Genomic DNA, 22,771 nt, shown 5'->3' with positions numbered 1-22,771 from the left:
AGCGAGAAGGTGTTGATAGCCGCTGCCGTAAGGCATTGCGCGCGGCGACGAAGGGTCGTCACGCGCGATCATTTCATTCATGCCCTGGAAAGCCCCGCAGGGTGGCTCGCCATCAGCGATCCGGCCAAGCATAGCGCTCGGCAGGACTCATTCGAAAAATTGTTGCCAAGTATCTTTTACAGCAGGTCTTTTATCAACAATTCAGCCACCTGCACAGCATTGAGCGCGGCGCCTTTGCGTACGTTATCTGACGTCAGCCACACATTAAGTTCCGACGGGTCGTCGATACCAAGGCGAACCCGACCAACGTAGACCACATCCTGCCCCACCGCATCGCCTACCGCAGTCGGGTAATCGCCGGCTTCCACCAGCTCGATACCCGGCGCGTCTTCAAGCGCCGCGTTGACTTTCGCCAGGTCCACAGCACTCGCTGACTGCAAGGTCACGCTAAAGCTATCGCCAAAAAACACTGGGGCTTGAATGCAAGTGACGGAAATCTTTAATAAAGGCAGCGCCATGACCTGACGCAGCTCACGCACCAGGCGTTTTTCCAGCAGCGTATGACCCTGCTCATCCGGTTTGCCGACCTGGGCCAACAGGTTGAAGGCCATTTGCCGATCAAAGAAAGTCGGCTCCAGCGGACGCACGTTGAGCAGCTCGGCGGTTTGCCGGGCCAGCTCGGTCACCGCTTCGCGGCCCTGTGCGGAGACGGCCAGGCTGGCGGTCAGGTTGATGCGTTGCAGATCGAGCAAACCGAGCAACGGCGCCAGCACCACGGCCAGCGTGGTGGCGGACGGGCTTGGGCTGCTGACCTGGAACGGTTTTTTCAAACCGGTGAGTACTTGGGCGTTGGCTTCCGGCACGATTTGCGGTGCCTCATCCGCCGGCAGCGCGCCGGACAGGTCGATCAGCGAGCAACCCGCTGCACGGGCGCGCGTGGCGAAACTCAGGGTCACCGCCGGACCGGCGGCGAAGAACACCAGCTGGACTTTGCTGAAATCGAATTCATCGACTTCGCGCACCCGTACGTTTTTGCCGCGAAATGGCACCGAATGCCCAGCGGATTCGCTGCTGGCCAGCAGGTGCAGGTTGCCGACCGGGAAGTCGCGCTCTTCGAGAATCTGCACAAGCGTTTCGCCGACAGTACCGGTGGCGCCGATCACGGCAATATCAAAGGACTGGCTCATGGTTCTACCTCAGGCGAAACGGGGGGAGCGGCACTTTACCGGGTGGTGGGCATGCAGGCAATTTCTGCCGGGATTTGTGGCGGCTGTACCGGCCTCTTCGCGGGCAAGTCGAGTCGTCGCACCGCCGCTCCCACAGGTTTCAGTGGTGTACATAAACCTTGTGTTTGACACTGACCACTGTGGGAGCGGCGGTGCGACGACTCGACTTGCCCGCGAAGGCGGCCTATCTGGCAACCGATCAACCTCAGACTGCCGGGTATAAAAAAACCCGCACCTCTTTCAAGGCACGGGTTCTTTGTTTACTTCAATCGATCAACGCTCAAGCAGGATCCGCAGCATGCGACGCAGCGGTTCGGCAGCGCCCCACAGCAGCTGGTCGCCGACGGTGAACGCGCCGACGTACTGCGTGCCCATGTTCAGCTTGCGCAGACGGCCAACCGGTACGTTCAGGGTGCCGGTGACTTTCGTCGGGCTCAGTTCCTGAATGCTGGCGTCGCGGTTGTTCGGCACCAGTTTGACCCAAGGGTTGTGCTGGCTGATCAGCCCTTCGATGTCGGCGATCGGCACGTCTTTGTTCAGCTTGATGGTCAGCGCCTGGCTGTGGCAGCGCATGGCGCCGATGCGCACGCAGATACCATCGACCGGGATCGGGCTCTTGAAGCGACCGAGGATCTTGTTGGTCTCGGCCTGGGCTTTCCACTCTTCGCGGCTCTGGCCGTTCGGCAGTTCCTTGTCGATCCACGGGATCAGGCTGCCGGCCAGCGGTACGCCGAAGTTTTCGGTCGGGTACGCGTCGCTGCGCATGGCTTCGGCGACACGGCGGTCGATGTCGAGGATGGCGCTGGCAGGATCGGCCAGTTGGTCAGCGACAGCGGCGTGGGTCGCGCCCATTTGCTTGATCAGTTCACGCATGTTCTGCGCGCCGGCACCGGAGGCCGCCTGATAAGTCATGGCGCTCATCCACTCGACCAGACCGGCTTCGAACAGCCCGCCCAGGCCCATCAGCATCAGGCTGACGGTGCAGTTGCCGCCGATGTAGTTCTTGGTGCCCGCGTCGAGCTGCTGGTCGATGACCTTGCGGTTCACCGGGTCCAGCACGATCACCGCGTCATCCTGCATGCGCAGGCTGGAAGCGGCGTCGATCCAGTAACCCTGCCAGCCGGCTTCGCGCAGTTTAGGGAAGACTTCGCTGGTGTAGTCGCCACCCTGGCAGGTCAGAATCACGTCGAGGGTTTTCAGCTCTTCAATGCTGTAAGCGTCCTTGAGCGGAGCAATGTCCTTGCCCACGGACGGGCCTTGGCCACCGACATTGGAAGTGGTGAAAAACACCGGCTCAATAAGATCGAAATCCTGCTCTTCCAGCATCCGCTGCATGAGCACGGAACCGACCATACCGCGCCAACCGATCAGACCTACACGTTTCATCGCAACTACACCTTCTTTAAAAAGTGGGCCGCTGCTTTCATGGGTGAAAGTGGCAGCGGGCCCGAGAGATTACAGATTCCGCAGCGCGGCGACTACTGCGTCACCCATTTCCTGCGTACCGACTTTAGTGCAACCGTTCGACCAGATGTCGCCTGTGCGCAGGCCCTGGTCCAGAACCAGACTGACGGCCTTCTCGATGGCATCCGCCGCGTCCTGCAGATTGAAGCTGTAACGCAGCATCATCGACACCGACAAAATGGTCGCCAACGGGTTGGCAATGCCCTTGCCGGCGATGTCCGGTGCCGAACCATGGCAAGGCTCGTACATGCCCTTGTTGTTGGTATCCAGCGAGGCCGACGGCAGCATGCCGATGGAACCGGTGAGCATCGACGCCTGGTCGGACAGAATGTCGCCGAACAGGTTGTCGGTGACGATCACGTCAAATTGCTTCGGCGCACGCACCAGCTGCATGGCGGCGTTGTCGACGTACATGTGGCTCAGTTCGACTTCCGGGTAATCCTTGGCCACTTGTTCGACGATTTCGCGCCACAGTTGGCTGGACGCCAATACGTTGGCCTTGTCTACCGAGCACAGCTTCTTGCTGCGCACCATGGCCATGTCGAAACCGACACGGGCGATGCGACGGATTTCGCTTTCGCTGTACGGCAGCGTGTCGTAGGCCTGGCGTTCGCCGTTTTCCAGAGTACGGGTGCCGCGTGGCGCGCCGAAATAGATGCCGCCGGTCAGTTCACGGACGATCAGGATGTCCAGGCCCGCGACTATCTCCGGCTTCAGGCTCGAGGCTTCGGCCAGTTGCGGGTAGAGGATCGCCGGGCGCAAGTTGCCAAACAGACCCAGTTGCGCACGAATTTTCAGCAGGCCGCGCTCAGGGCGAATGTCACGCTCGATGGTGTCCCATTTCGGGCCGCCCACGGCGCCCAGCAGAACGGCATCGGCAGCGCGTGCACGGTCCAGGGTTTCGTCGGCCAATGGCACGCCGTGCTTGTCGATGGCGGCGCCACCGATCACATCAAAGCTCAGGTCGAAGCCCAATGCGTACTTGTCGTTGGCCAGTTCCAGCACCTTGACCGCTTCGGCCATGATTTCCGGACCAATACCGTCGCCTGGGAGAATCAGAATCTGCTTGCTCATGCTTTCCTCATGTCATCAGTCGGCGCGCCCGTGAGCGCGCCCGGAAAAATTCTATCGTTCTGCCATCAGTACCAGCACATCTGTACTGAACGAACCATCGGCCTCAATCTCAAAATATTCGCGTACTTCGTTGCCCATCGACTGCTGCAACTCGCGGATCGCCGCGCGCATCACCTCTGGCGTGCGCATGCGTTCGACCCAGGAGGTGTACTCCAGACGCAGGCGTTGACGCGTGGTGCTGCGAGTATGCAACCCCGCTTCGCTGACCTGACGCAACCACTCGCCGGCGGAATAATCGCGCACATGGCTGGTGTCGCGCAGCACTTCGACGCTTTGCAGGTAAGTGTCGAACAACGGACTGCCCGGTGACAACACGTCGACGAACGCCGCCACACCGCCCGGCTTCAGCACCCGGCGCACTTCGCGCAAGGCCAGACCGAGATCGCTCCAATGGTGCGCCGAGTAACGGCTGAACACGAAGTCGAACTCGCCATCGGCGAACGGCAGGTGCTCGGCGGCGCCGAGGACCGTGGTCACATTGCTCAAACCTCGATCAACGGCTGCGGCGGCGACCACGTCGAGCATCTGTTGGGACAGGTCGTAGGCCACCACTTCCTTGACCAGCGAGGCCACTTGAAAACTGACGTGACCGGCGCCGCACCCTAGATCCAGTACCCGTGCATCGCCCTGCCCGGCCAGTTCGGCCTGTAGCAATGCGAACTCGGTGCCTTGAGCGTGTACGGCGCTGCTCAGGTAGGCTGCGGCCTGTTCACCGAATTGCTTTTGGACTACCTGGCTGTGCTGGGCGGTGCTGGTCATGGGACTTCCTTTTTGGGGTGAGTCTTGGGGTGCCTCTACTGCCGCCATCGCTAGCAGGCTAGCTCCCACATTAGATCTATGGCGTACACAAATCCCTGTGGGAGCTAGCCTGCTAGCGATGAGGCCGCAGCGGCCTACATCAATCTCGGCTCAATCAAGCGTCGCGAAACAACCACGGCTGGCTCGCACGATGCTTGGCTTCAAACGTCGCAATCGCCTCGTGGTCCATCAACGTCAGGCCGATATCGTCCAGACCATTGAGCAGACAATGCTTACGGAACGCGTCGATTTCAAAGCTCAACACCTTGCCATCCGGACGGGTCACGGTCTGCGCTTGCAGATCAACCTGCAACTGGTAGCCAGGATTCGCTTCAACCTGCTGGAACAGCTCATCAACCTCAGCATCGCTCAAGATGATCGGCAGCAAGCCGTTCTTGAAGCTGTTGTTGAAGAAGATGTCGGCGTAGCTCGGCGCGATGATGCTGCGGAAACCGTATTCTTCCAGGGCCCACGGCGCATGTTCACGGCTCGAACCACAACCAAAGTTCTCACGGGCCAGCAACACGCTGGCGCCTTGATAACGCTCGGCGTTGAGCACGAAGTCCTTGTTCAGCGGACGCTTGGAGTTGTCCTGATACGGTTGCCCGACATCCAGGTAGCGCCACTCATCGAACAGGTTCGGGCCGAAACCCGTGCGCTTGATCGACTTCAAGAATTGCTTCGGGATGATCTGATCGGTGTCGACATTGGCACGATCCAAAGGCGCGACAAGACCAGTGTGCTGGGTAAAAGCTTTCATGCTGCGCTCCTTTAGATCAATTCACGGACGTCGACGAAACGACCGTTCACAGCGGCGGCGGCGGCCATGGCCGGGCTCACGAGGTGGGTACGACCACCGGCGCCCTGACGGCCTTCGAAGTTGCGGTTGGAGGTCGAGGCGCAATGCTCGCCCGACTCCAAACGGTCCGGGTTCATCGCCAGGCACATCGAGCAACCCGGCTCACGCCACTCGAAACCGGCGTCGAGGAAAATCTTGTCCAGGCCTTCCGACTCCGCCTGGGCCTTCACCAGACCCGAGCCCGGCACCACGATGGCCTGCTTGATGGTCGACGCCACTTTGCGGCCCTTGGCGATGACGGCAGCAGCGCGCAAATCTTCGATTCGCGAGTTGGTGCAGGAACCGATGAATACGCGGTCCAACTGGATATCGGTGATCGCCTGATTGGCGGTCAAACCCATGTATTTCAAGGCACGTTCGATGGAGCCACGTTTGACCAGGTCCATTTCCTTCGCCGGGTCCGGCACGTTCTGATCCACGGCCAGGACCATTTCGGGCGAAGTGCCCCAGCTGACTTGCGGCTTGATCTGGGTCGCGTCGAGTTCGACGATGGTGTCGAACTGGGCGTCTTTATCGGTCACCAGGTCTTTCCAGGCTTCAACGGCCAAGTCCCATTCCGCGCCTTTCGGGGCAAATGGACGGCCCTTCACGTAGGCCACGGTTTTTTCGTCAGCGGCCACCAGACCTACGCGAGCGCCGGCCTCGATGGACATGTTGCAAATGGTCATGCGGCCTTCGACCGAGAGATCGCGAATCGCGCTACCGGCGAACTCGATGGCATGGCCGTTACCGCCGGCGGTGCCGATCTTGCCGATCACGGCGAGGACGATGTCCTTGGCCGTCACGCCGAACGGCAATTTGCCTTCGACCGACACCAACATATTCTTCATCTTTTTGGCGACCAGGCACTGAGTGGCGAGCACGTGCTCGACTTCGGAAGTGCCGATACCGTGAGCCAGAGCGCCAAACGCGCCGTGGGTCGAGGTGTGGGAGTCGCCGCAGACCACGGTCATGCCCGGCAAGGTTGCGCCCTGCTCCGGGCCGATGACGTGGACGATGCCTTGGCGCACGTCGTTCATCTTGAACTCGACGATGCCGTATTCATCACAGTTGTCATCGAGGGTCTGAACCTGCAAACGCGAGACCTCGTCGGCAATGGCTTCGATGCCGCCCTTGCGCTCCGGGGTGGTCGGTACGTTGTGGTCCGGGGTCGCGATGTTGGCATCGATGCGCCAAGGCTTGCGCCCGGCCAGACGCAGGCCTTCAAAGGCTTGCGGCGAGGTCACTTCGTGGATGATGTGACGATCGATATAAATCAGCGCAGAGCCATCGTCGCGCTGTTTGACCAAGTGCGAATCCCAGAGCTTGTCGTAGAGCGTTTTGCCGGCCATCAGACGTTTTCCTCATCAGCTTGTTTCTATGCCCCGGGCTTTGACGATTTCAATAACCCTTTGGCTTGTGAGGTCGATCCTAGGGGGTTACATTAAATAACTCAAATTCATATTTTTTATGCTTTGGATAACCAACTGGAATACCGCAATGGACCTGGCCAACCTCAATGCCTTTATCGCGATTGCCGAGACCGGAAGCTTCTCCGGCGCGGGCGAACGGCTGCACCTGACGCAACCGGCGATCAGCAAGCGCATCGCCGGCCTGGAACAACAATTGAAGGTGCGGCTGTTCGATCGCCTGGGCCGTGAAGTCGGCCTGACCGAGGCCGGACGCGCCTTGCTCCCGCGGGCCTACCAGATCCTCAATGTGCTGGATGACACCCGCCGCGCCCTGACCAACCTGACCGGCGAAGTGACCGGGCGCCTGACGCTGGCCACCAGTCACCACATTGGCTTGCACCGTCTACCGCCTTTATTAAGGGAATTCACCCGACGCTACCCACAAGTGGCGCTGGATATTCAGTTCCTTGATTCGGAAGTGGCCTACGAAGAAATCCTCCATGGCCGCGCCGAACTGGCCGTCATCACCCTCGCGCCGGAACCCCACGCACTGGTCAAGGCCACGCCGGTGTGGGATGACCCGCTTGATTTCGTGGTCGCCCCGGAGCATTCGCTGGTCAGCAACGGAGCGGTCAGCCTGGCGGACATCGCCCTGCATCCGGCGGTGTTCCCTGGCGGCAACACCTTTACACACCACATCGTCCACCGGTTGTTCGAATCCCAAGGCCTGACGCCGAACATCGCCATGAGCACGAATTATCTGGAAACCATCAAGATGATGGTCTCGATCGGCCTGGCCTGGAGCGTGTTGCCGCGCACGATGCTCGACGATCAAGTTGCGCGAATACCTTTGCCGGGCATACAACTCACTCGCCAGCTAGGCTATATCTTGCACACCGAACGGACGCTGTCGAATGCGGCTCGGGCCTTCATGGCCTTGCTGGATGCACAAATCGATCTGCCAGGGACACAAGGCTAACGTGCGCTACTGCCATCGAGCCGCGAACCCCTGTGCCTAACGCCCAATTCAGCCCAAGGCCTGCCAATGCCGAAATCTGTTGACCGTATTCCGCCGATGCCCCGCATTCAGGCGCTTGACCCGAAACGGTCCGAGCAGAGCTGGGAAAGTGCGCCGCAGTTGCTGGCCGCCCTCAACGGCGCGCGTCTGGGCGCCTGGTATTGGGACATCGAGCGCGGGCAGATCAGCTGGTCGCGGGGCACTCAGGCGTTGTTCGGCTTCGATCCCCGGCAACCGTTGCCGGCCGATCTGGAATACCTGGACTTGCTGCCCCCGGAGGATCGGGCAAAAACCATCCGCGCCTTTCATGCCGTGATTGCCGGCGCCCCGCTGGAACAGGCGATGCACCACCGCATCCGCTGGCCCGACGGCAGCTTGCACTGGCTGGAGATCAACGGCAGCCTGCTGCCGGACAAACACGGCCGGCCACGGATGATTGGGGTCATTCGCGAAATCACCCACCAGCGCCAGCGCGAACAGGCGCTAAGCAGCTCGGAAAAACGCTTTGCCACGCTGTTTCACCTGTGCCCGAACATGGTACTGCTGACCCGCCAGGAAGATGGCCTGATCACCGAAGCCAACCAGTATTTCGAAAGTCTGTTCGGCTGGCCGGTGCAGGACGCGATTGGCCGAACCACCGTCGAACTGGGCCTCTGGGTGCACCCGGAACAACGGGACGTGCTGGTCAAGGCGACCAAGGCCAAGGGCGAACTGACCAGCATGGAGGTGCAGTTTCGCGCCAGCAATGGCCAGATCCACGACGGCATCCTCAGCGCACAGAAAGTCGAACTCGAAGGCCAGCCGTATCTGCTGAGCACTTTCCTCGACACCACGGAACGCAAAGCCGCCGAACACGCGCTGAAAGACAGCCAGGAACGCCTCGACCTGGCGCTGGATTCGGCGCAACTCGGCACCTGGGACTGGCACATTCCCAGCGGCATGCTTTACGGCTCGGCGCGTGCTGCGCAGTTGCACGGGCTGGAGGCCATACCCTTCCATGAGTCCTTCGACGCGTTTTTCGAAGGCGTGCCCGACGAAGAACGCGGCTCCATGCGCGACGCTTATCGCAGCCTGCGCGAAGGGCCGGCCGGCAATTATCAGCTGACCTATCGCGTGCAGCTACCGGACGGCAGTTCACGCTACCTGGAAAGTCGTGCCCGCCTCTACCGCGATGAACACGGCGCGCCGCTGCGCATGGCCGGCACATTGCTGGACATCACCGACCAGGTAGAACGTGAGCAGCGGCTGGTGGCCTCGGAAGAGAAATTCGCCACGCTGTTCCAGGTGAGTCCGGACCCGATCTGCGTCACGCGCCAGGACACCGGCCAGTTTATCGAGATCAACTCCAGCTTCACCCAAACCTTTGGCTGGAGCGCCGACGAGGTGATCGGTCGCAGCGCCGACGAGATAGGCCTGTGGGACGCTTCGTCGAAAAGCCTGCAGCGGATCGAGCAAGTCATCCGCGAACAGGGACTGAACAATGTAGCGATCGTCGCCCAGCACAAAGACGGGCAGCCCCTGACCTGCGTGATTTCCAGCCGGCAGATCAGCGTCGGCGAACAGCCCTGCATCGTCACCACCCTGCGCGACATCACCCAGCAGCAACGCTCTGAAGCGGCACTGAAGGCCAGCGAAGAGAAGTTTGCCAAGGCGTTCCACTCCAGCCCTGACGCGATCACCATCACCGAGCGCGATACCGGACGCTATCTGGAGGTCAACGATGGTTTTTGCCGCCTGACCGGTTACCGCGCCGACGAGGTGGTGGGCCGCACGGTGTATCAGGTCGGCATCTGGGCTGAAGAGAAACAGCGCTCGGCGCTGTTGGCCGAATTGCAGCTCAAGGGCCGGGTGCACCATCAGGAAATGCTCGGCCGCAATAAGCGCGGCGAGCTGCTGACCGTCGAAGTCTCGGTGGAGCCGATCACCCTCAACGAAACCGCGTGCCTGCTGTTGACCGCCCGGGACGTCAGCCTGCTGAAAAATGCCGAAGCGCAGATCCGTCACCTGGCCTACCACGACCCGCTGACCAACCTGCCGAACCGCGCGCTGTTGATGGACCGCCTGAGCCAGCAGATCGCCCTGCTCAAGCGCCACAACCTGCGCGGCGCGCTGTTGTTCCTCGACCTCGATCACTTCAAGCACATCAACGACTCCCTCGGTCACCCGGTCGGCGACACGGTGCTGAAAATCATCACGGCTCGCCTTGAAGCCAGCGTGCGCATGGAAGACACCGTGGCGCGCCTGGGTGGCGACGAGTTTGTGGTATTGCTCAGCGGTCTGGAGGGCTCGCGCAACGAAGTCAGTGCCCAGGTCAGTGACCTGGCCGACACCTTGCGCGAACTGCTGTCGGAGCCGATGTTCCTCGATGGCCAACGCCTGCAAGTGACGCCAAGCATCGGCATCGCACTGATTCCTGACCACGGCTCGACCCCGACTGACCTGCTCAAACGTGCCGACATCGCGCTGTACCGCGCCAAGGACTCAGGCCGCAACACGGCGCAGATGTATCACAACACCATGCAGAAGGCCGCCAGCGAACGTTTGCGCATGGAAACCGATTTGCGCCTGGCCCTTTCCCGGGGCGAGTTTCATGTGCATTACCAACCTCAGGTCGACGCCCGCGGCAACCGCATTGTCGGCGCCGAGGCACTGGTGCGCTGGGACCACCCGGAACTCGGCCCGCAATCGCCCACCGAGTTCATCAAGGTGCTGGAGGACAGCGGGCTGATTCTGGAAGTCGGCACCTGGATCATCGACGAAGCCTGTGGCGCCTTCAAAAAGCTGGTTGCCAAAGGTCTGGTGAACCCGCTCAGCTTCAGCCTGTGCGTGAACATCAGCCCGAGGCAATTTCGTCAAAACGACTTCGTCGAACGCATCGAACACAGCCTCGCCAGTCACGGCTTGCCCTGTTCACTGTTGAAACTGGAGATCACCGAAGGCATCGTCATCCAGAATCTGGAAGACACCATCAACAAAATGCGTCGCCTGAAAAAACTCGGCGTGAGCTTTGCGATGGACGACTTCGGCACCGGTTACTCCTCGCTGACCTACCTCAAGCGCCTGCCGGTCGACACGCTGAAAATCGACCAGTCGTTCATCCGCGATGCCACCACCGACCCCAACGACGCCGAAATCATCCGCGCCATCGTGGCCATGGCCCGTAGCCTGGAACTGAAAGTGATCGCCGAAGGGGTGGAAACGCCGGAGCAGCTGGAGTTTTTACAGGGGCTGGGCTGCCATTTTTATCAAGGGTATTTGCACAGTCGGCCGTTGCCGGTGGAGGAGTTCCAGAAACTCCTGAAATAACGCTTTCCTGTAGCAGCTGCCGAGCAGCGCGAGGCTGCGTTCGGCTGCGGAGCAGTCGTAAACCTGCAATTGAGTTTTAACTGAAACACTGCGGTACCTGGACTCACGACTGCTTCGCAGCCGAACGCAGCCTCGCGCTGCTCGGCAGCTGCTACAAAGTGTGCAAACGGTTGGAGATTGCTGACAAAAAAGGGCGCCAAATGGCGCCCTTCTTATTGCTCTGGTCTATTACTGCAGAGCTGGTTTCTGCGTCCCGTTGATAGGGATGCGTTTGGCTTTCGCCTCTTCCGGAATGACCCGCAACAGGTCGATGCTCAACAAACCGTTGCTCAGACCGGCGGCCTTGATTTCAATATGGTCCGCCAGACGGAAGGACAGTTTGAAGGCGCGCTGTGCGATGCCTTGGTACAGATAGGTAACGTCTTCGTTCGCGTCACGCTTGCCGCCACTGATGGTCAGCACACCTTTTTCCACTTGCAGTTCCAGGTCTTCTTCCTGGAAACCGGCGGCCGCTATGACGATGCGGTATTGGTCATCGCCGTGTTTTTCCACGTTGTAAGGCGGGTAGGTGCTGCCTGGCTCGTTGCGCAGGGCGGTTTCGAACAGGTCGTTGAAACGGTCGAAACCCACCGAGGAACGGAACAGTGGTGCCATCGAAAATGCAGTACTCATGATTCAAATCTCCTGAAAACATATCAGCAAGTTTTTTTGTCTCCGCGACCCGAATTCGGCATCGCGTAATCCCTAGATAGGGATCGCTGATTGCTTTTCAAGAGATTATTTGCAGATTTTTTCAGTTTTTTCTCAGGCTGCTTCAGCCACCTGAAGACCCAGCAAACGCGAGACCTGATCCAATTCGGTTTCCCGGCGAAGGACGGTGAACAGCTCGACCGCCTCAGGGTAATTGCGGGTCAACATCGCCAGCCATTGCTTCAAACGACCCGGCGATTGGCGGGCTGTCATCTGCGCCTTGGCTTGCAGCCAGAAGTCCTGAATCAGCGGCAGCAACTCCGCCCACGTCATCTCGACCACTTCTTCACCGGCCCGCGCCGCTGCGATTTGTCGGGCCAGGTCCGGGCGCGAAACCAGGCCACGACCGAGCATGATGTCTTCCACGCCGCTGATTTCGCGGCAACGGCGCCAGTCTTCAACGCTCCAGATATCGCCATTGGCGAACACCGGAACTTTGACCACTTCCTGCACACGGGGGATCCATTCCCAATGAGCAGGCGGCTTGTAACCGTCGGTTTTGGTCCGCGCGTGAACCACGATGTGCGCCGCGCCGCCTTCGGCGAGCGCGGTTGCGCAGACCAGCGAACCGTCCGGGCTGTCGAAGCCCAGACGCATTTTTGCCGTGACCGGAATGTGCGCGGGCACGGCGCGGCGGACGTGCTCAACGATTTGGTTGAGCAACTCAGGTTCTTTCAGCAGGACGGCGCCGCCACGGGACTTGTTGACGGTCTTGGCCGGGCAGCCGAAGTTCAGGTCGATGACCTCGGACCCCAATTCGCAGGCCAGCGCGGCGTTTTCTGCCAGGCACACCGGATCGGAACCGAGTAATTGCACCCGCAGCGGCACGCCGGACGCGGTGCGGGCGCCGGTCAACAATTCCGGGCCGAACTTGTGGTAATAGGCAGGCGTGAGCAGTTGATCGTTGATCCGAATGAACTCGGTCACGCACCAATCGATACCGCCCACACGGGTCAGCACGTCCCGCAGGATGTTGTCGACCAACCCCTCCATGGGCGCCAAAGCAATTTGCATGAAAAACACACTCAACGAAAAACGTGCGGCAGTTTACTGGTTTCAGGGCGCAGAAGGTATTTCGTCTGACCGGGCGATGGTGTTTGTGCTGACGCCTTCGCGGGCAAGCCACGCTCCCACAGGTTTTGCGTCGTTCACCCATTATGCGAACGACGCAAAACCTGTGGGAGCGTGCGGTGCGGCGATCCGACTTGCCCGCGAAGGGATCAATTAGATCGCGACTTGCAACGCCGGGCCGTAGCCTTCAATGAACTCGACGGGCATGCGCTTGGGCTTGCCGGTGGACAGTTCAATGCAAACGAAGGTGGTTTGCGCGCGCAGCAACGTGGTGTTGTCGCTGGGGCGCTTCAACTGGAAGTGGCGGGTCATTTTCAAGCGTTGATCCCAATCGACAATCCAGGTTGCCAATTGCAACTCGTCGCCTTCGTAGGCGGCGGCCAGGTAATCGATCTCGTGTCGCACCACCGCCATCGCCCGGTCCAGTCGACGGTACTCGACCAGATCCAGGCCCAGCCGCTGCGAGTGGCGCCAGGCGCAGCGTTCGAGCCAGGTCACGTACACCGCGTTGTTCGCGTGCCCCAGCCCGTCGATGTCCTCGGCGCCGACTTCCAGATCAATGATAAATGGCGTTGCCCGATCCCAGCCCATGCCCCACTCCCGGTCAGATTATTTCGACCGGGGCAGTGTAACGGATGCTCAGGCCGATTGGCGCGAATGCAGACTGCGACCGGACAGCAGTGATAACACGCCATCAATTACCCGAGGATCCGCCAGCACGCGCTGATGCCCGCCCTCCTCCAGGCGTAACAGCCGACTGTCGAACCAGGCCTCGTTGATCAACTGGGATTCCTTGACCGAAACATAGCAGTCATCTTCGGCGTGAACGATCAGCCCCGGCATATCGAGCTGATAGTGCGCAACATCCAGCGTCGCTGCGCGCATGCCAACGTCTTTCTCGACCTGGCGAATGAACGCCGAACGCGCTTTGGGCGGCAGTCGCACATAGCGGGCAAACCCGCGCAGCACGCCGAGAATCCGCGCCGGTGCGGCGATGGTGACCAGGGTTTCGGTGCGCAAGCCCAACTGCACGGCGAGCATCGCACTGGCGCCGCCCATGGAGTGACCGATGACCGCTTGCAGCGGCGGCAACTCGGCCGCCGCCTCGAGCATGGCCCTGGCAAACAGCACGACATTCGCCTCGCTACCCGGCGAGCGACCATGCGCCGGACCGTCCAGAGCAACGACCGTGTAGCCGGCATCGACCAGCGCTGTGATGAGACTCGCAAACTGCGTCGGCCGGCCTTCCCAACCGTGCATCAGCAACACGGCCGGACCTTGCCCCCAGCGCAGCGCCGAGAGACCGAAGCGCAAGGTGATCCGTTCGGATTTTGCCAGCAGCGGCAATTCCCAATCACGTGGCGGCAGATCCCGCGGCGTCATGAACGCCAGTCGCATTTTGCTCGCGACCAGTTTCGGCGCGAACCAGCCCAAGGTGCCATTAACGCCACGAACCCACTTCAACGTGCTCATCGCTCTCACTCCTCAGGCCAATGCCTTCAGGTCATAGCACCGCCGACTTGGCGGCGCGCAGCAATCGATCGGACAACTCTCCTGGCCCCAGCGCCCGCGCCAGGGCCAGACCGCCGACCATCAAGGCCATGTCGGCCAGGGCTTTATCGGTGTCTTCCGGGCTGGCCGCCAACTGCGCGACCATCATTTCCACATGCTCATTCAACGCCACACGAAACGCGTCCGGCAGGCGACCCAATTCACCGACAGACGCCGGGATCGGGCACGCTGACTCAGAAGAATCACGGTGTTTGCGTGACAGATAAAACGCAGCCACCAACGCGCGACGCTCTTCGCCGGTCAATTCGGCGTCCATGTCGGCGATCAAGCCACGCCGGTGACCGAGCAGTTGCTTGAACGCTTCCAGCATCATTGCGTCCTTGCTTTCGAAGTGTGCATAGAAGCCGCCAACCGTCAGGCCGGCTGCACCCATCACTTCGCCCACGCTCGGTTCGGCCGGGCCACGCTGAATCAGCGCTGCGCTGGCGGCCTTGAGAATGCGTTCGCGGGTTTGAGCTTTTTTATCGTTCATCGTTGCCTCCGAATATTACGACTAGAATATTATTCTCATAATAATTTTCCGCAAGTCGTGGATGTGACCGCTGGTCTGAAGAACAGTTTGAAAGAAAAGGGGGATTTGGCCAAACGCCAGACAAACAAAAGGGCCATTCAATAATTGAATGACCCTTATAAAATCCCGCAGAGCGGGTAATCGTGGCGTCCCCTAGGGGACTCGAACCCCTGTTACCGCCGTGAAAGGGCGGTGTCCTAGGCCACTAGACGAAGGGGACGCAAAACCTTCTATACAACTGATCAGTGCTGAGAGCTGATCGATTCAAGGCCGGTGTGGCCAGACCTTGAACTGTAAAATTGGTGGAGCTAAACGGGATCGAACCGTTGACCTCTTGCATGCCATGCAAGCGCTCTCCCAGCTGAGCTATAGCCCCGGATTTTTCGCCTCGCGGCGGAGCGACATCTTGCAACATCGCTTCTGTAAAACTGGCGTCCCCTAGGGGACTCGAACCCCTGTTACCGCCGTGAAAGGGCGGTGTCCTAGGCCACTAGACGAAGGGGACGCAAACCCTTCTATACAACAGATCAACGCTGAGCGCTGATCGCTTCAAGGCCGGTGTGGCCAGACCTTGAAGTGTAAATTGGTGGAGCTAGACGGGATCGAACCGTCGACCTCTTGCATGCCATGCAAGCGCTCTCCCAGCTGAGCTATAGCCCCTCATCGCTGAGGACGGGGCGAATCTTAATGGCGCTTCGGAAAGCTGTCAAACTTATTTTTAAAATATTTCAAAGTTTTTTGCCGACATAACAATCACTTACCGCCGAACCCCGTAAATCCGAGGCCATATACGCCCCTGTAGCAGCTGCCGCAGGCTGCGTTCGAGTGCGCAGCACTCGCGATTCGACCACCCTGCCCTTTCAGACAGAATGTGTAGCGGCCACAAAGGGCCGCTACGCAGCACAACGCAGCCTACGGCAGCTGCTACAGGGAACAGTGGGAATCAGGCGATGTTGCCCAGGAGTTTTTCCCACTCCTTGTTTTCCTTCTTCGACACGCCGCCCAGCAGGTCGATGGCCTGGCGCAGACGGAAACGAGTCAGGTCCGGACCGAGGATTTCCATCGCATCAAGCACCGATACCGAACTGGCCTGACCCGTGATCGCTGCGAACATCAGCGGCATGGCGTCACGCAGCTTCAGCTCGAGGGATTCGACCACCGCTTGAATCGTCGCGGTGATGCTGTCCTTCTCCCACTGACGCAGGCTTTCCAGCTTCCACAGAATCAGTTGCATCAGCTGACGCACCTGGTCGCCTGAGAGTTTCTTCGATTCGAACAGCTTGGCATCCGGGTTCACGCCACCGGCAAAGAAGAAACCCGCCAGCGGTGCAACCTGACTGAAGGTCTCGACGCGGCCCTGCACGTGCGGCGCGATCTTCATCATGTATTCAGGGTTGAGTGCCCAGGTTTGCAGGCGCGAAGCAAACTCTTCCACCGGCAGATCACGCAGCCATTGGCCGTTGAGCCACGACAGTTTCTCGATGTCGAAAATCGGCCCGCCGAGGGACACACGGCTCAGGTCAAAGTGGTCGACCATTTCCTGCAGCGAGAACTTCTCGCGCTCGTCCGGCATCGACCAGCCCATGCGACCGAGGTAGTTGAGCATCGCTTCCGGCATGAAGCCCATGCGCTCGTAGAACGTCACCGAGGTCGGGTTCTTGCGCTTGGACAGCTTGCTCTTGTCCGGGTTACGCAGCAGCGGCATGTAGCACAGCTCCGGTTGTTCCCAGCCGAAGTATTCATACAACAGGATCAGTTTCGGCGCCGATGGCAGCCACTCTTCACCACGCAGAACATGGGTGATGCCCATCAGGTGATCATCGACCACGTTGGCCAGGAAGTACGTTGGCAGGCCGTCGGTCTTCATCAACACTTGCATGTCCATACGATCCCACGGGATCTCGACATCGCCACGCAGCATGTCCGGCACCACGCAAACGCCTTCGCTCGGCACTTTCATGCGGATCACGTGAGGCTCGCCAGCGGCCAGGCGGCGCGCGACTTCTTCCGCAGAGAGCAACAACGCACGACCGTCGTAACGCGGGGTTTCGCCACGGGCCATTTGCTCGGCGCGCATCTGGTCCAGCTCTTCAGCGGTGCAGAAGCACGGGAAGGCGTGGCCCATCTCGACCAACTGCTGGCAGTACTTCTGATAGATGTCGCCGCGCTCGCTTTGACGATACGGACCGTGCGGGCCGCCAACGTCCGGGCCTTCGCTCCAGTCGATGCCCAACCAGCGCAGGGCGTCGAAAATCTGCTGCTCGGACTCGCGGGTCGAGCGCAACTGATCGGTGTCTTCGATCCGCAGGATGAACTCACCGCCATGCTGCTTGGCAAAGCAGTAGTTGAACAAAGCGATGTAAGCGGTACCTACGTGGGGGTCCCCGGTAGGCGATGGCGCGATGCGCGTGCGGACGGTGGTCATGGCAAGTCTCGAAATGAAGATAAAACAAAGGGCGAATGGTAACAGGCGACAGCCGCCCGGCTCCAGTCAGCAGGGCATTTAAGCCAAGGTTGCGTCTACAACGGGCCTGAGCCGCGATGAATGACGGATTATCAGCCGATGGCATTTACCCACCATCGACTGTATGCCAGATTCAGCTGCTGATAACTTTCCTTACAATTTCTCGACTACAGTTTGCCCCATGCCTGCCCAACTCAAGCGTCGCCTGTTCATATTCCTGCTGATCGTCCTGCTGATTGCCGGGGGCTTTTTTGCCCAGTGGTTCTTCAAGGGACGGTTTTATGAAAGCACCGACAACGCCTATGTGCAGGGCGAGATCACCCGTGTCTCCAGCCAATTGGGCGCACGCATCGATCAGGTGCTGGTGCAGGACAACCAGCACGTCGAGAAAGGCCAGTTGCTGATCAAGCTCGAAGGCGATGACTTCCACCTCGCCGTCGACCGCGCCAACGCCACCCTCGCCACGCGCCAGGCCGAACGCCTGCAAGCCCAGAGCAAACTCACCCAGCAAGCCAGCCTGATTGCCGCCAGCGAGGCGCAAGTCGCCTCTAGTCAAGCGAGCCTCGGGCGTTCGCAGATCGACTTGTCCCGCGCACAAACCTTGCGCAAACCCGGCTACGTGTCGGAAGAACGGGTGACCACCCTCTCCGCCGACAACCACATTGCCCGCTCGCAAGTGACCAAAGCCCAGGCCGACGCCCAAAGTCAGCGCCAGCAAGTCAATTCCCTGAGCGCCGAGATCAAGCGCCTCGACGCCATGATCGCCAATGCCAAGACCGACCTCGCCCAGGCCGAACTCAACCTGACCCGCAGCGAGATCCACGCGCCCATCAGCGGCTTGATCGGCCAGCGCGCGGCTCGCGAAGGCCAATACGTACAGGCTGGCGCTTATCTGATGTCGATCGTCCCGGACCAGGACATCTGGATTCAGGCCAACTTCAAGGAAACCCAGATCGGCCACATGCAGCCTGGCCAGAAAGCCATGCTGACCTTCGACGCCTACAGCGACACGCCGATCGACGCGCGTGTCGACAGTCTGTTCGCCGCCTCGGGCGCGCAGTTCAGCCTGTTGCCGCCGGACAATGCCACGGGCAACTTCACCAAAGTCGTACAACGGATTCCGGTAAAACTGACCTTCGCCGCGGACAACCCGCTGCACGGCAAGATTCGCCCGGGCATGTCGGTCACCGCCAAAGTGAACATCAAAGACGCCCCTGTCGATGGCCGGTGATCAACTGATCCGCCCGGTCGGCGAACCGACCCGGCGGGACTGGATTGCGGTGATGAGCGTGATGCTCGGCGCCTTCATGGCCGTGCTGGATATCCAGATCACCAACTCGTCTCTCAAGGATATTCAGGGCGCACTGTCGGCGACGCTGGAAGAAGGCTCGTGGATTTCCACCTCCTACCTGGTCGCGGAAATCATCATGATCCCGCTGACTGCGTGGCTGGTGCAGTTGCTGTCGGCGCGACGTCTGGCGGTCTGGGTTTCACTCGGATTTCTCGCCGCGTCCCTGCTCTGCTCCATGGCCTGGAGCCTGGAGAGCATGATCGTCTTCCGGGCTCTGCAGGGCTTCACCGGCGGCGCGCTGATTCCGCTGGCGTTCACCCTTACCCTGATCAAACTTCCGGAACATCACCGCGCCAAAGGCATGGCGATGTTTGCCATGACCGCGACGTTCGCGCCGTCCATCGGCCCGACGCTGGGCGGCTGGCTGACGGAAAACTGGGGCTGGGAATACATTTTCTACATCAACATTCCGCCGGGGCTGATCATGATCGCCGGCCTGATGTACGGCCTGGAGAAGAAAGAAGCGCATTGGGAACTGCTCAAAAGCACCGACTACATGGGCATCCTCACGCTCGGTGTCGGCCTCGGTTGTTTACAGGTGTTTCTGGAAGAAGGCCATCGCAAGGATTGGCTCGAATCGAACCTGATCGTGACCCTGGGCAGCATCGCGCTGATCAGCCTGATCACCTTTGTGATCGTGCAATTTTCCAAGCCCAATCCGCTGATCAACCTCGGCATCCTGGGTAATCGCAATTTCGGTTTATCGAGTATTTCCAGTCTCGGGATGGGCGTCGGCTTGTACGGCTCGATCTTCCTGTTGCCGCTGTACCTGGCGCAGATCCAGAACTACAACGCCCTGCAAATCGGCGAAGTGATCATGTGGATGGGCGTGCCGCAGTTGTTCCTGATTCCGCTGGTGCCGAAATTGATGAAATACGTGTCGCCGAAATGGCTTTGCACGCTGGGCTTCGGGCTATTCGGCTTGGCGAGTTTTTCGTCGGGGGTGCTGAACCCGGACTTTGCAGGGCCGCAGTTCAATCAGATCCAGATCATCCGCGCACTGGGCCAGCCGCTGATCATGGTGACCATCTCGCTGATCGCCACCGCTTACATCCTGCCGCAGGACGCGGGGTCGGCGTCGAGCCTGTTCAACATCCTGCGCAACCTCGGCGGTGCGATTGGCATCGCCCTCCTCGCCACATTGCTGGATGCGCGGACCAAAACGTATTTTGATTACTTGCGTGAATCCATCGTGCCGAGCAATCCGCAGGTGGCGGAGCGGATGGCGTCGATGACGGACCGGTTTGGCAGTGAGACGGCGGCATTGGGCAAACTGAGCGAGATTGCGCATCAGCAGGCGTCGATCATGGCTTATAACGACGCGTTTCACTTTGTGGGGATTGCGCTGGGGATCAGCATGATTGCGGTGTTGCTGACCAAGGCATTGCCAGCTGGATTGAAGGCTGGGGAAGCGCACTAATTGAACATTGCAGTGCTCATTCGGACGCCTTCGCGAGCAAGCCCGCTCCCACATTTGACCGCGTCCGCCCGGACACCTCGATCTAATGTGGGAGCGGGCTTGCTCGCGAAGAGGCCCTTATAGTCACCACAAATCTCAGACGGTGATCAACCGCTCCCGCAACTTGGTAATTTCATCACGCATTTGCGCCGCCGCTTCGAACTCCAGGTCGCGGGCGAGCTGGTACATTTTCTCTTCCAGCGCCTTGATACGCTTGGCGACTTCTCCCGGCGAACGCAGTTCGGCTTCGTACTTGGCGCTTTCCTCGGCGGCCTTGGCCATGCCTTTGCGCTTCTTGCTGCGCGAACCCGGCACGGTGGCGCCTTCCATGATGTCGGCCACGTCCTTGAACACACCCTTCGGTGTGATGCCATTGGCCAGGTTGAAGGCGATCTGCTTGTCGCGACGACGCTCGGTCTCGCCGATCGCCCGCTCCATGGAACCGGTGATGCGATCCGCATAGAGAATCGCCCGGCCATTGAGGTTACGTGCTGCTCGGCCAATGGTCTGGATCAGCGAACGCTCGGAGCGCAAGAAACCTTCCTTGTCCGCATCGAGGATCGCCACCAAGGACACTTCCGGCATGTCCAGGCCTTCACGCAGCAGGTTGATCCCCACCAGCACATCGAAGGTGCCCAGACGCAAATCGCGGATGATTTCGACCCGCTCGACCGTGTCGATGTCCGAATGCAGGTAACGCACGCGCACGCCGTGGTCGGCGAGGTAATCGGTCAAGTCTTCGGACATGCGCTTGGTCAGCGTGGTGACCAGCACCCGCTCTTCCAGCGCCACGCGCTTGCCGATTTCGGAAAGCAAATCGTCGACTTGGGTCAGCGCCGGGCGGATTTCGATCTGCGGATCCACCAGGCCGGTCGGGCGCACCAGCTGCTCGACCACGCGCCCGGCATGTTCCGCCTCGTAATTGCCCGGGGTAGCCGAGACGAAAATCGTCTGCGGGCTGATGCCTTCGAATTCGTCGAAACGCATCGGCCGGTTATCCAGCGCTGACGGTAGGCGGAAGCCGTATTCCACCAGTGTCTCTTTACGGGACCGGTCGCCCTTATACATGGCGCCGACCTGCGGCACGCTGACGTGGGATTCGTCGATCACCAACAAGGCGTCGGCCGGCAGGTAGTCAAACAACGTTGGCGGCGCCTGGCCGGATTCACGGCCCGACAGGTAGCGCGAATAGTTTTCGATGCCGTTGCAATATCCCAGTTCGAGGATCATTTCCAGATCGAAACGGGTGCGCTGCTCCAGGCGCTGGGCTTCAACGAGTTTGTTGTTGGAACGCAGGTAATCCAGGCGCTCCTGCAACTCGACCTTGATCCCTTCGACGGCGCCGAGCAGGGTTTCCCGTGGCGTCACGTAGTGGCTTTTCGGATAGAAGGTGAAGCGCGGCAACTGACGGGTCACTTCGCCGGTCAACGGATCGAAGGCGGAAATCTTCTCGACTTCATCGTCGAAGAGTTCGATGCGGATCGCTTCGAAATCGGATTCCGCCGGATGGATATCGATCACATCGCCGCGCACCCGGAACGTCGCCCGGGCAAAATCCATGTCGTTGCGGGTGTATTGCAGGTCTGCCAGACGGCGCAGTAACGCGCGCTGATCGAGCTTGTCGCCGCGATCCACGTGCAGAACCATCTTCAAATAGGTTTCCGGACTGCCCAGACCGTAAATGCACGAAACCGTGGTGACGATGATTGCGTCTTTGCGTTCCAGCAGCGCTTTGGTCGCGGACAGCCGCATCTGCTCGATGTGGTCGTTGATCGAGGCGTCTTTCTCGATGAAGGTGTCCGACGACGGAACGTAGGCTTCGGGCTGGTAGTAGTCGTAGTAGGAAACGAAGTACTCGACGGCGTTGTTCGGGAAGAACGCCTTGAACTCACCGTACAACTGCGCGGCCAGGGTCTTGTTCGGCGCCAGCACCAGGGTTGGACGCTGAACCTGGGCGATCACGTTGGCAATGCTGAAGGTCTTGCCCGAGCCGGTCACACCGAGCAACGTCTGGTGCGCCAGGCCGGCTTCGATGCCCTCGACCATCAGGCGGATGGCTTCCGGTTGATCGCCGGCGGGCTGGAAGCGGGTGACTAGCTGGAATTCAGACATGCATACCTCTCGATTCTCGAAGCAGGGTATCGCGCCAGCGCGGTCAAGCCGGCTGCAACGAGAAAGGCCGCAAACGACTCACGTCGCCCGTGGAAAAAACTGGATTGTGCTCAATGTGGTGCCGATTGCCCGCGCTTTCAAGACAAACGTCCTACATCCCTTGAAGTCTTTGATGCCGACATTCGACTAACGGTCGAAAAATAATCGAAAAAACTTAGCCTAAAAGCCGATTCGGCTGTCGCCATCAATCGCAGATGGCCTCTATACTAGCTCCCCGTTTGTGCA

At 60.0% G+C, this 22,771-nt stretch carries 18 protein-coding genes and 4 tRNA genes; 5 read left to right on the top strand and 17 right to left on the bottom strand.

Annotated features, from left to right (window positions below):
* Window positions 1-176: 176 nt before the first annotated feature.
* From ACA072_RS10260 to leuC, 6 genes are all read right to left on the bottom strand, one after another.
* A complete protein-coding gene (locus ACA072_RS10260; RefSeq protein ID WP_497624191.1) occupies window positions 177-1,187 on the bottom strand; it encodes an aspartate-semialdehyde dehydrogenase in 1,011 nt (336 codons plus the stop codon).
* Window positions 1,188-1,499: 312 nt separating this feature from the next.
* Window positions 1,500-2,612, bottom strand: a complete 1,113-nt coding sequence (gene asd, locus ACA072_RS10255) for an aspartate-semialdehyde dehydrogenase (protein WP_462026531.1) — start codon at window positions 2,610-2,612, stop codon at window positions 1,500-1,502.
* Window positions 2,613-2,681: 69 nt separating this feature from the next.
* Complete coding sequence (gene leuB / locus ACA072_RS10250) at window positions 2,682-3,764, bottom strand: 3-isopropylmalate dehydrogenase (RefSeq protein WP_497624190.1); 1,083 nt, start codon at window positions 3,762-3,764, stop codon at window positions 2,682-2,684.
* 51 nt (window positions 3,765-3,815) lie between these two features.
* Window positions 3,816-4,583 (bottom strand): class I SAM-dependent methyltransferase, encoded by a 768-nt coding sequence (locus tag ACA072_RS10245; protein ID WP_497624189.1) that lies wholly within the window; start codon window positions 4,581-4,583, stop codon window positions 3,816-3,818.
* A gap of 154 nt (window positions 4,584-4,737) precedes the next feature.
* Complete coding sequence (leuD, locus tag ACA072_RS10240) at window positions 4,738-5,382, bottom strand: 3-isopropylmalate dehydratase small subunit (protein ID WP_497624188.1); 645 nt, start codon at window positions 5,380-5,382, stop codon at window positions 4,738-4,740.
* Between the two features lie 11 nt (window positions 5,383-5,393).
* Entirely contained in the window at window positions 5,394-6,812 is a 1,419-nt protein-coding gene (leuC, locus tag ACA072_RS10235; protein WP_497624187.1) for a 3-isopropylmalate dehydratase large subunit, read from the bottom strand.
* A 148-nt stretch (window positions 6,813-6,960) separates the two neighbouring features.
* On the opposite strand from leuC, the gene ACA072_RS10230 reads away from it, so the two are divergent.
* Entirely contained in the window at window positions 6,961-7,851 is an 891-nt protein-coding gene (locus ACA072_RS10230) for a LysR family transcriptional regulator (RefSeq protein ID WP_497624186.1), read from the top strand.
* Between the two features lie 66 nt (window positions 7,852-7,917).
* Window positions 7,918-11,196, top strand: coding sequence for a sensor domain-containing protein (locus ACA072_RS10225; RefSeq protein WP_497624185.1), 3,279 nt, complete (start codon window positions 7,918-7,920; stop codon window positions 11,194-11,196).
* 228 nt (window positions 11,197-11,424) lie between these two features.
* On the opposite strand, the gene ACA072_RS10220 is transcribed toward ACA072_RS10225, so the two are convergent.
* Both ACA072_RS10220 and ACA072_RS10215 read right to left on the bottom strand, forming a co-directional pair.
* Window positions 11,425-11,868 carry an Hsp20 family protein gene (locus tag ACA072_RS10220; protein WP_461980763.1) on the bottom strand — a complete coding sequence of 148 codons (444 nt, stop codon included), beginning with the start codon at window positions 11,866-11,868 and terminating at the stop codon, window positions 11,425-11,427.
* 132 nt (window positions 11,869-12,000) lie between these two features.
* Window positions 12,001-12,960: a tRNA dihydrouridine synthase gene (locus tag ACA072_RS10215; RefSeq protein WP_497624184.1), complete on the bottom strand. Its 960-nt coding sequence runs from the start codon at window positions 12,958-12,960 to the stop codon at window positions 12,001-12,003.
* Here ACA072_RS10215 and ACA072_RS10210 point away from each other — a divergent pair.
* The gene (locus ACA072_RS10210) at window positions 12,959-13,174 is read left to right on the top strand and encodes a hypothetical protein (RefSeq protein ID WP_497624183.1); all 216 of its coding nucleotides are present in this window, start codon (window positions 12,959-12,961) and stop codon (window positions 13,172-13,174) included. The two genes, ACA072_RS10215 and ACA072_RS10210, sit on opposite strands and share 2 nt — an antisense overlap.
* On the opposite strand, the gene ACA072_RS10205 is transcribed toward ACA072_RS10210, so the two are convergent.
* The 8 genes from ACA072_RS10205 to gltX form a co-directional block, all read right to left on the bottom strand.
* Window positions 13,171-13,608 (bottom strand): acyl-CoA thioesterase, encoded by a 438-nt coding sequence (locus ACA072_RS10205; protein WP_497624182.1) that lies wholly within the window; start codon window positions 13,606-13,608, stop codon window positions 13,171-13,173. The two genes, ACA072_RS10210 and ACA072_RS10205, sit on opposite strands and share 4 nt — an antisense overlap.
* A gap of 48 nt (window positions 13,609-13,656) precedes the next feature.
* Window positions 13,657-14,490, bottom strand: a complete 834-nt coding sequence (locus ACA072_RS10200; protein ID WP_497624181.1) for an alpha/beta fold hydrolase — start codon at window positions 14,488-14,490, stop codon at window positions 13,657-13,659.
* A 31-nt stretch (window positions 14,491-14,521) separates the two neighbouring features.
* Window positions 14,522-15,061 (bottom strand): TetR/AcrR family transcriptional regulator, encoded by a 540-nt coding sequence (locus ACA072_RS10195; RefSeq protein ID WP_008028313.1) that lies wholly within the window; start codon window positions 15,059-15,061, stop codon window positions 14,522-14,524.
* Window positions 15,062-15,244: 183 nt separating this feature from the next.
* Window positions 15,245-15,320 (bottom strand) — tRNA-Glu (locus ACA072_RS10190).
* 80 nt (window positions 15,321-15,400) lie between these two features.
* Window positions 15,401-15,476, bottom strand: a tRNA-Ala gene (locus ACA072_RS10185).
* A 53-nt stretch (window positions 15,477-15,529) separates the two neighbouring features.
* Window positions 15,530-15,605 (bottom strand) — tRNA-Glu (locus ACA072_RS10180).
* Between the two features lie 79 nt (window positions 15,606-15,684).
* Window positions 15,685-15,760: transfer RNA gene (locus tag ACA072_RS10175), tRNA-Ala, on the bottom strand.
* 283 nt (window positions 15,761-16,043) lie between these two features.
* Entirely contained in the window at window positions 16,044-17,525 is a 1,482-nt protein-coding gene (gltX, locus tag ACA072_RS10170) for a glutamate--tRNA ligase (RefSeq protein ID WP_461980755.1), read from the bottom strand.
* Between the two features lie 220 nt (window positions 17,526-17,745).
* Between gltX and ACA072_RS10165 the strand changes: the two genes are divergently transcribed.
* On the top strand, window positions 17,746-18,795 hold the full coding sequence (locus ACA072_RS10165) for an HlyD family secretion protein (RefSeq protein WP_497624180.1): 1,050 nt from the start codon (window positions 17,746-17,748) through the stop codon (window positions 18,793-18,795).
* Window positions 18,785-20,335, top strand: coding sequence for an MDR family MFS transporter (locus ACA072_RS10160; protein ID WP_497624179.1), 1,551 nt, complete (start codon window positions 18,785-18,787; stop codon window positions 20,333-20,335). The genes ACA072_RS10165 and ACA072_RS10160 overlap by 11 nt, the downstream gene beginning before the upstream one ends.
* Window positions 20,336-20,470: 135 nt before the next feature.
* Here ACA072_RS10160 and uvrB read toward each other — a convergent pair whose 3' ends face one another.
* Window positions 20,471-22,486: an excinuclease ABC subunit UvrB gene (gene uvrB / locus ACA072_RS10155; protein WP_497450985.1), complete on the bottom strand. Its 2,016-nt coding sequence runs from the start codon at window positions 22,484-22,486 to the stop codon at window positions 20,471-20,473.
* Window positions 22,487-22,771 lie beyond the last annotated feature (285 nt).

The organism is Pseudomonas sp. LBUM1656 (assembly GCF_059716065.1).
Note: the sequence above shows the minus strand (reverse complement) of the source record. Positions and strands in the feature narration are given on the sequence as shown.

Bases quoted from the DNA above. Each gene is read 5' to 3' on its own strand.
- ACA072_RS10260 (WP_497624191.1), bottom strand. From the start codon at position 1,187: ATGAGCCAGTCCTTTGATATTGCCGTGATCGGCGCCACCGGTACTGTC.
- asd (WP_462026531.1), bottom strand. From the start codon at position 2,612: ATGAAACGTGTAGGTCTGATCGGTTGGCGCGGTATGGTCGGTTCCGTG.
- leuB (WP_497624190.1), bottom strand. From the start codon at position 3,764: ATGAGCAAGCAGATTCTGATTCTCCCAGGCGACGGTATTGGTCCGGAA.
- ACA072_RS10245 (WP_497624189.1), bottom strand. From the start codon at position 4,583: ATGACCAGCACCGCCCAGCACAGCCAGGTAGTCCAAAAGCAATTCGGT.
- leuD (WP_497624188.1), bottom strand. From the start codon at position 5,382: ATGAAAGCTTTTACCCAGCACACTGGTCTTGTCGCGCCTTTGGATCGT.
- leuC (WP_497624187.1), bottom strand. From the start codon at position 6,812: ATGGCCGGCAAAACGCTCTACGACAAGCTCTGGGATTCGCACTTGGTC.
- ACA072_RS10230 (WP_497624186.1), top strand. From the start codon at position 6,961: ATGGACCTGGCCAACCTCAATGCCTTTATCGCGATTGCCGAGACCGGA.
- ACA072_RS10225 (WP_497624185.1), top strand. From the start codon at position 7,918: ATGCCGAAATCTGTTGACCGTATTCCGCCGATGCCCCGCATTCAGGCG.
- ACA072_RS10220 (WP_461980763.1), bottom strand. From the start codon at position 11,868: ATGAGTACTGCATTTTCGATGGCACCACTGTTCCGTTCCTCGGTGGGT.
- ACA072_RS10210 (WP_497624183.1), top strand. From the start codon at position 12,959: ATGAAAAACACACTCAACGAAAAACGTGCGGCAGTTTACTGGTTTCAG.
- ACA072_RS10215 (WP_497624184.1), bottom strand. From the start codon at position 12,960: ATGCAAATTGCTTTGGCGCCCATGGAGGGGTTGGTCGACAACATCCTG.
- ACA072_RS10205 (WP_497624182.1), bottom strand. From the start codon at position 13,608: ATGGGCTGGGATCGGGCAACGCCATTTATCATTGATCTGGAAGTCGGC.
- ACA072_RS10200 (WP_497624181.1), bottom strand. From the start codon at position 14,490: ATGAGCACGTTGAAGTGGGTTCGTGGCGTTAATGGCACCTTGGGCTGG.
- ACA072_RS10195 (WP_008028313.1), bottom strand. From the start codon at position 15,061: ATGAACGATAAAAAAGCTCAAACCCGCGAACGCATTCTCAAGGCCGCC.
- gltX (WP_461980755.1), bottom strand. From the start codon at position 17,525: ATGACCACCGTCCGCACGCGCATCGCGCCATCGCCTACCGGGGACCCC.
- ACA072_RS10165 (WP_497624180.1), top strand. From the start codon at position 17,746: ATGCCTGCCCAACTCAAGCGTCGCCTGTTCATATTCCTGCTGATCGTC.
- ACA072_RS10160 (WP_497624179.1), top strand. From the start codon at position 18,785: ATGGCCGGTGATCAACTGATCCGCCCGGTCGGCGAACCGACCCGGCGG.
- uvrB (WP_497450985.1), bottom strand. From the start codon at position 22,486: ATGTCTGAATTCCAGCTAGTCACCCGCTTCCAGCCCGCCGGCGATCAA.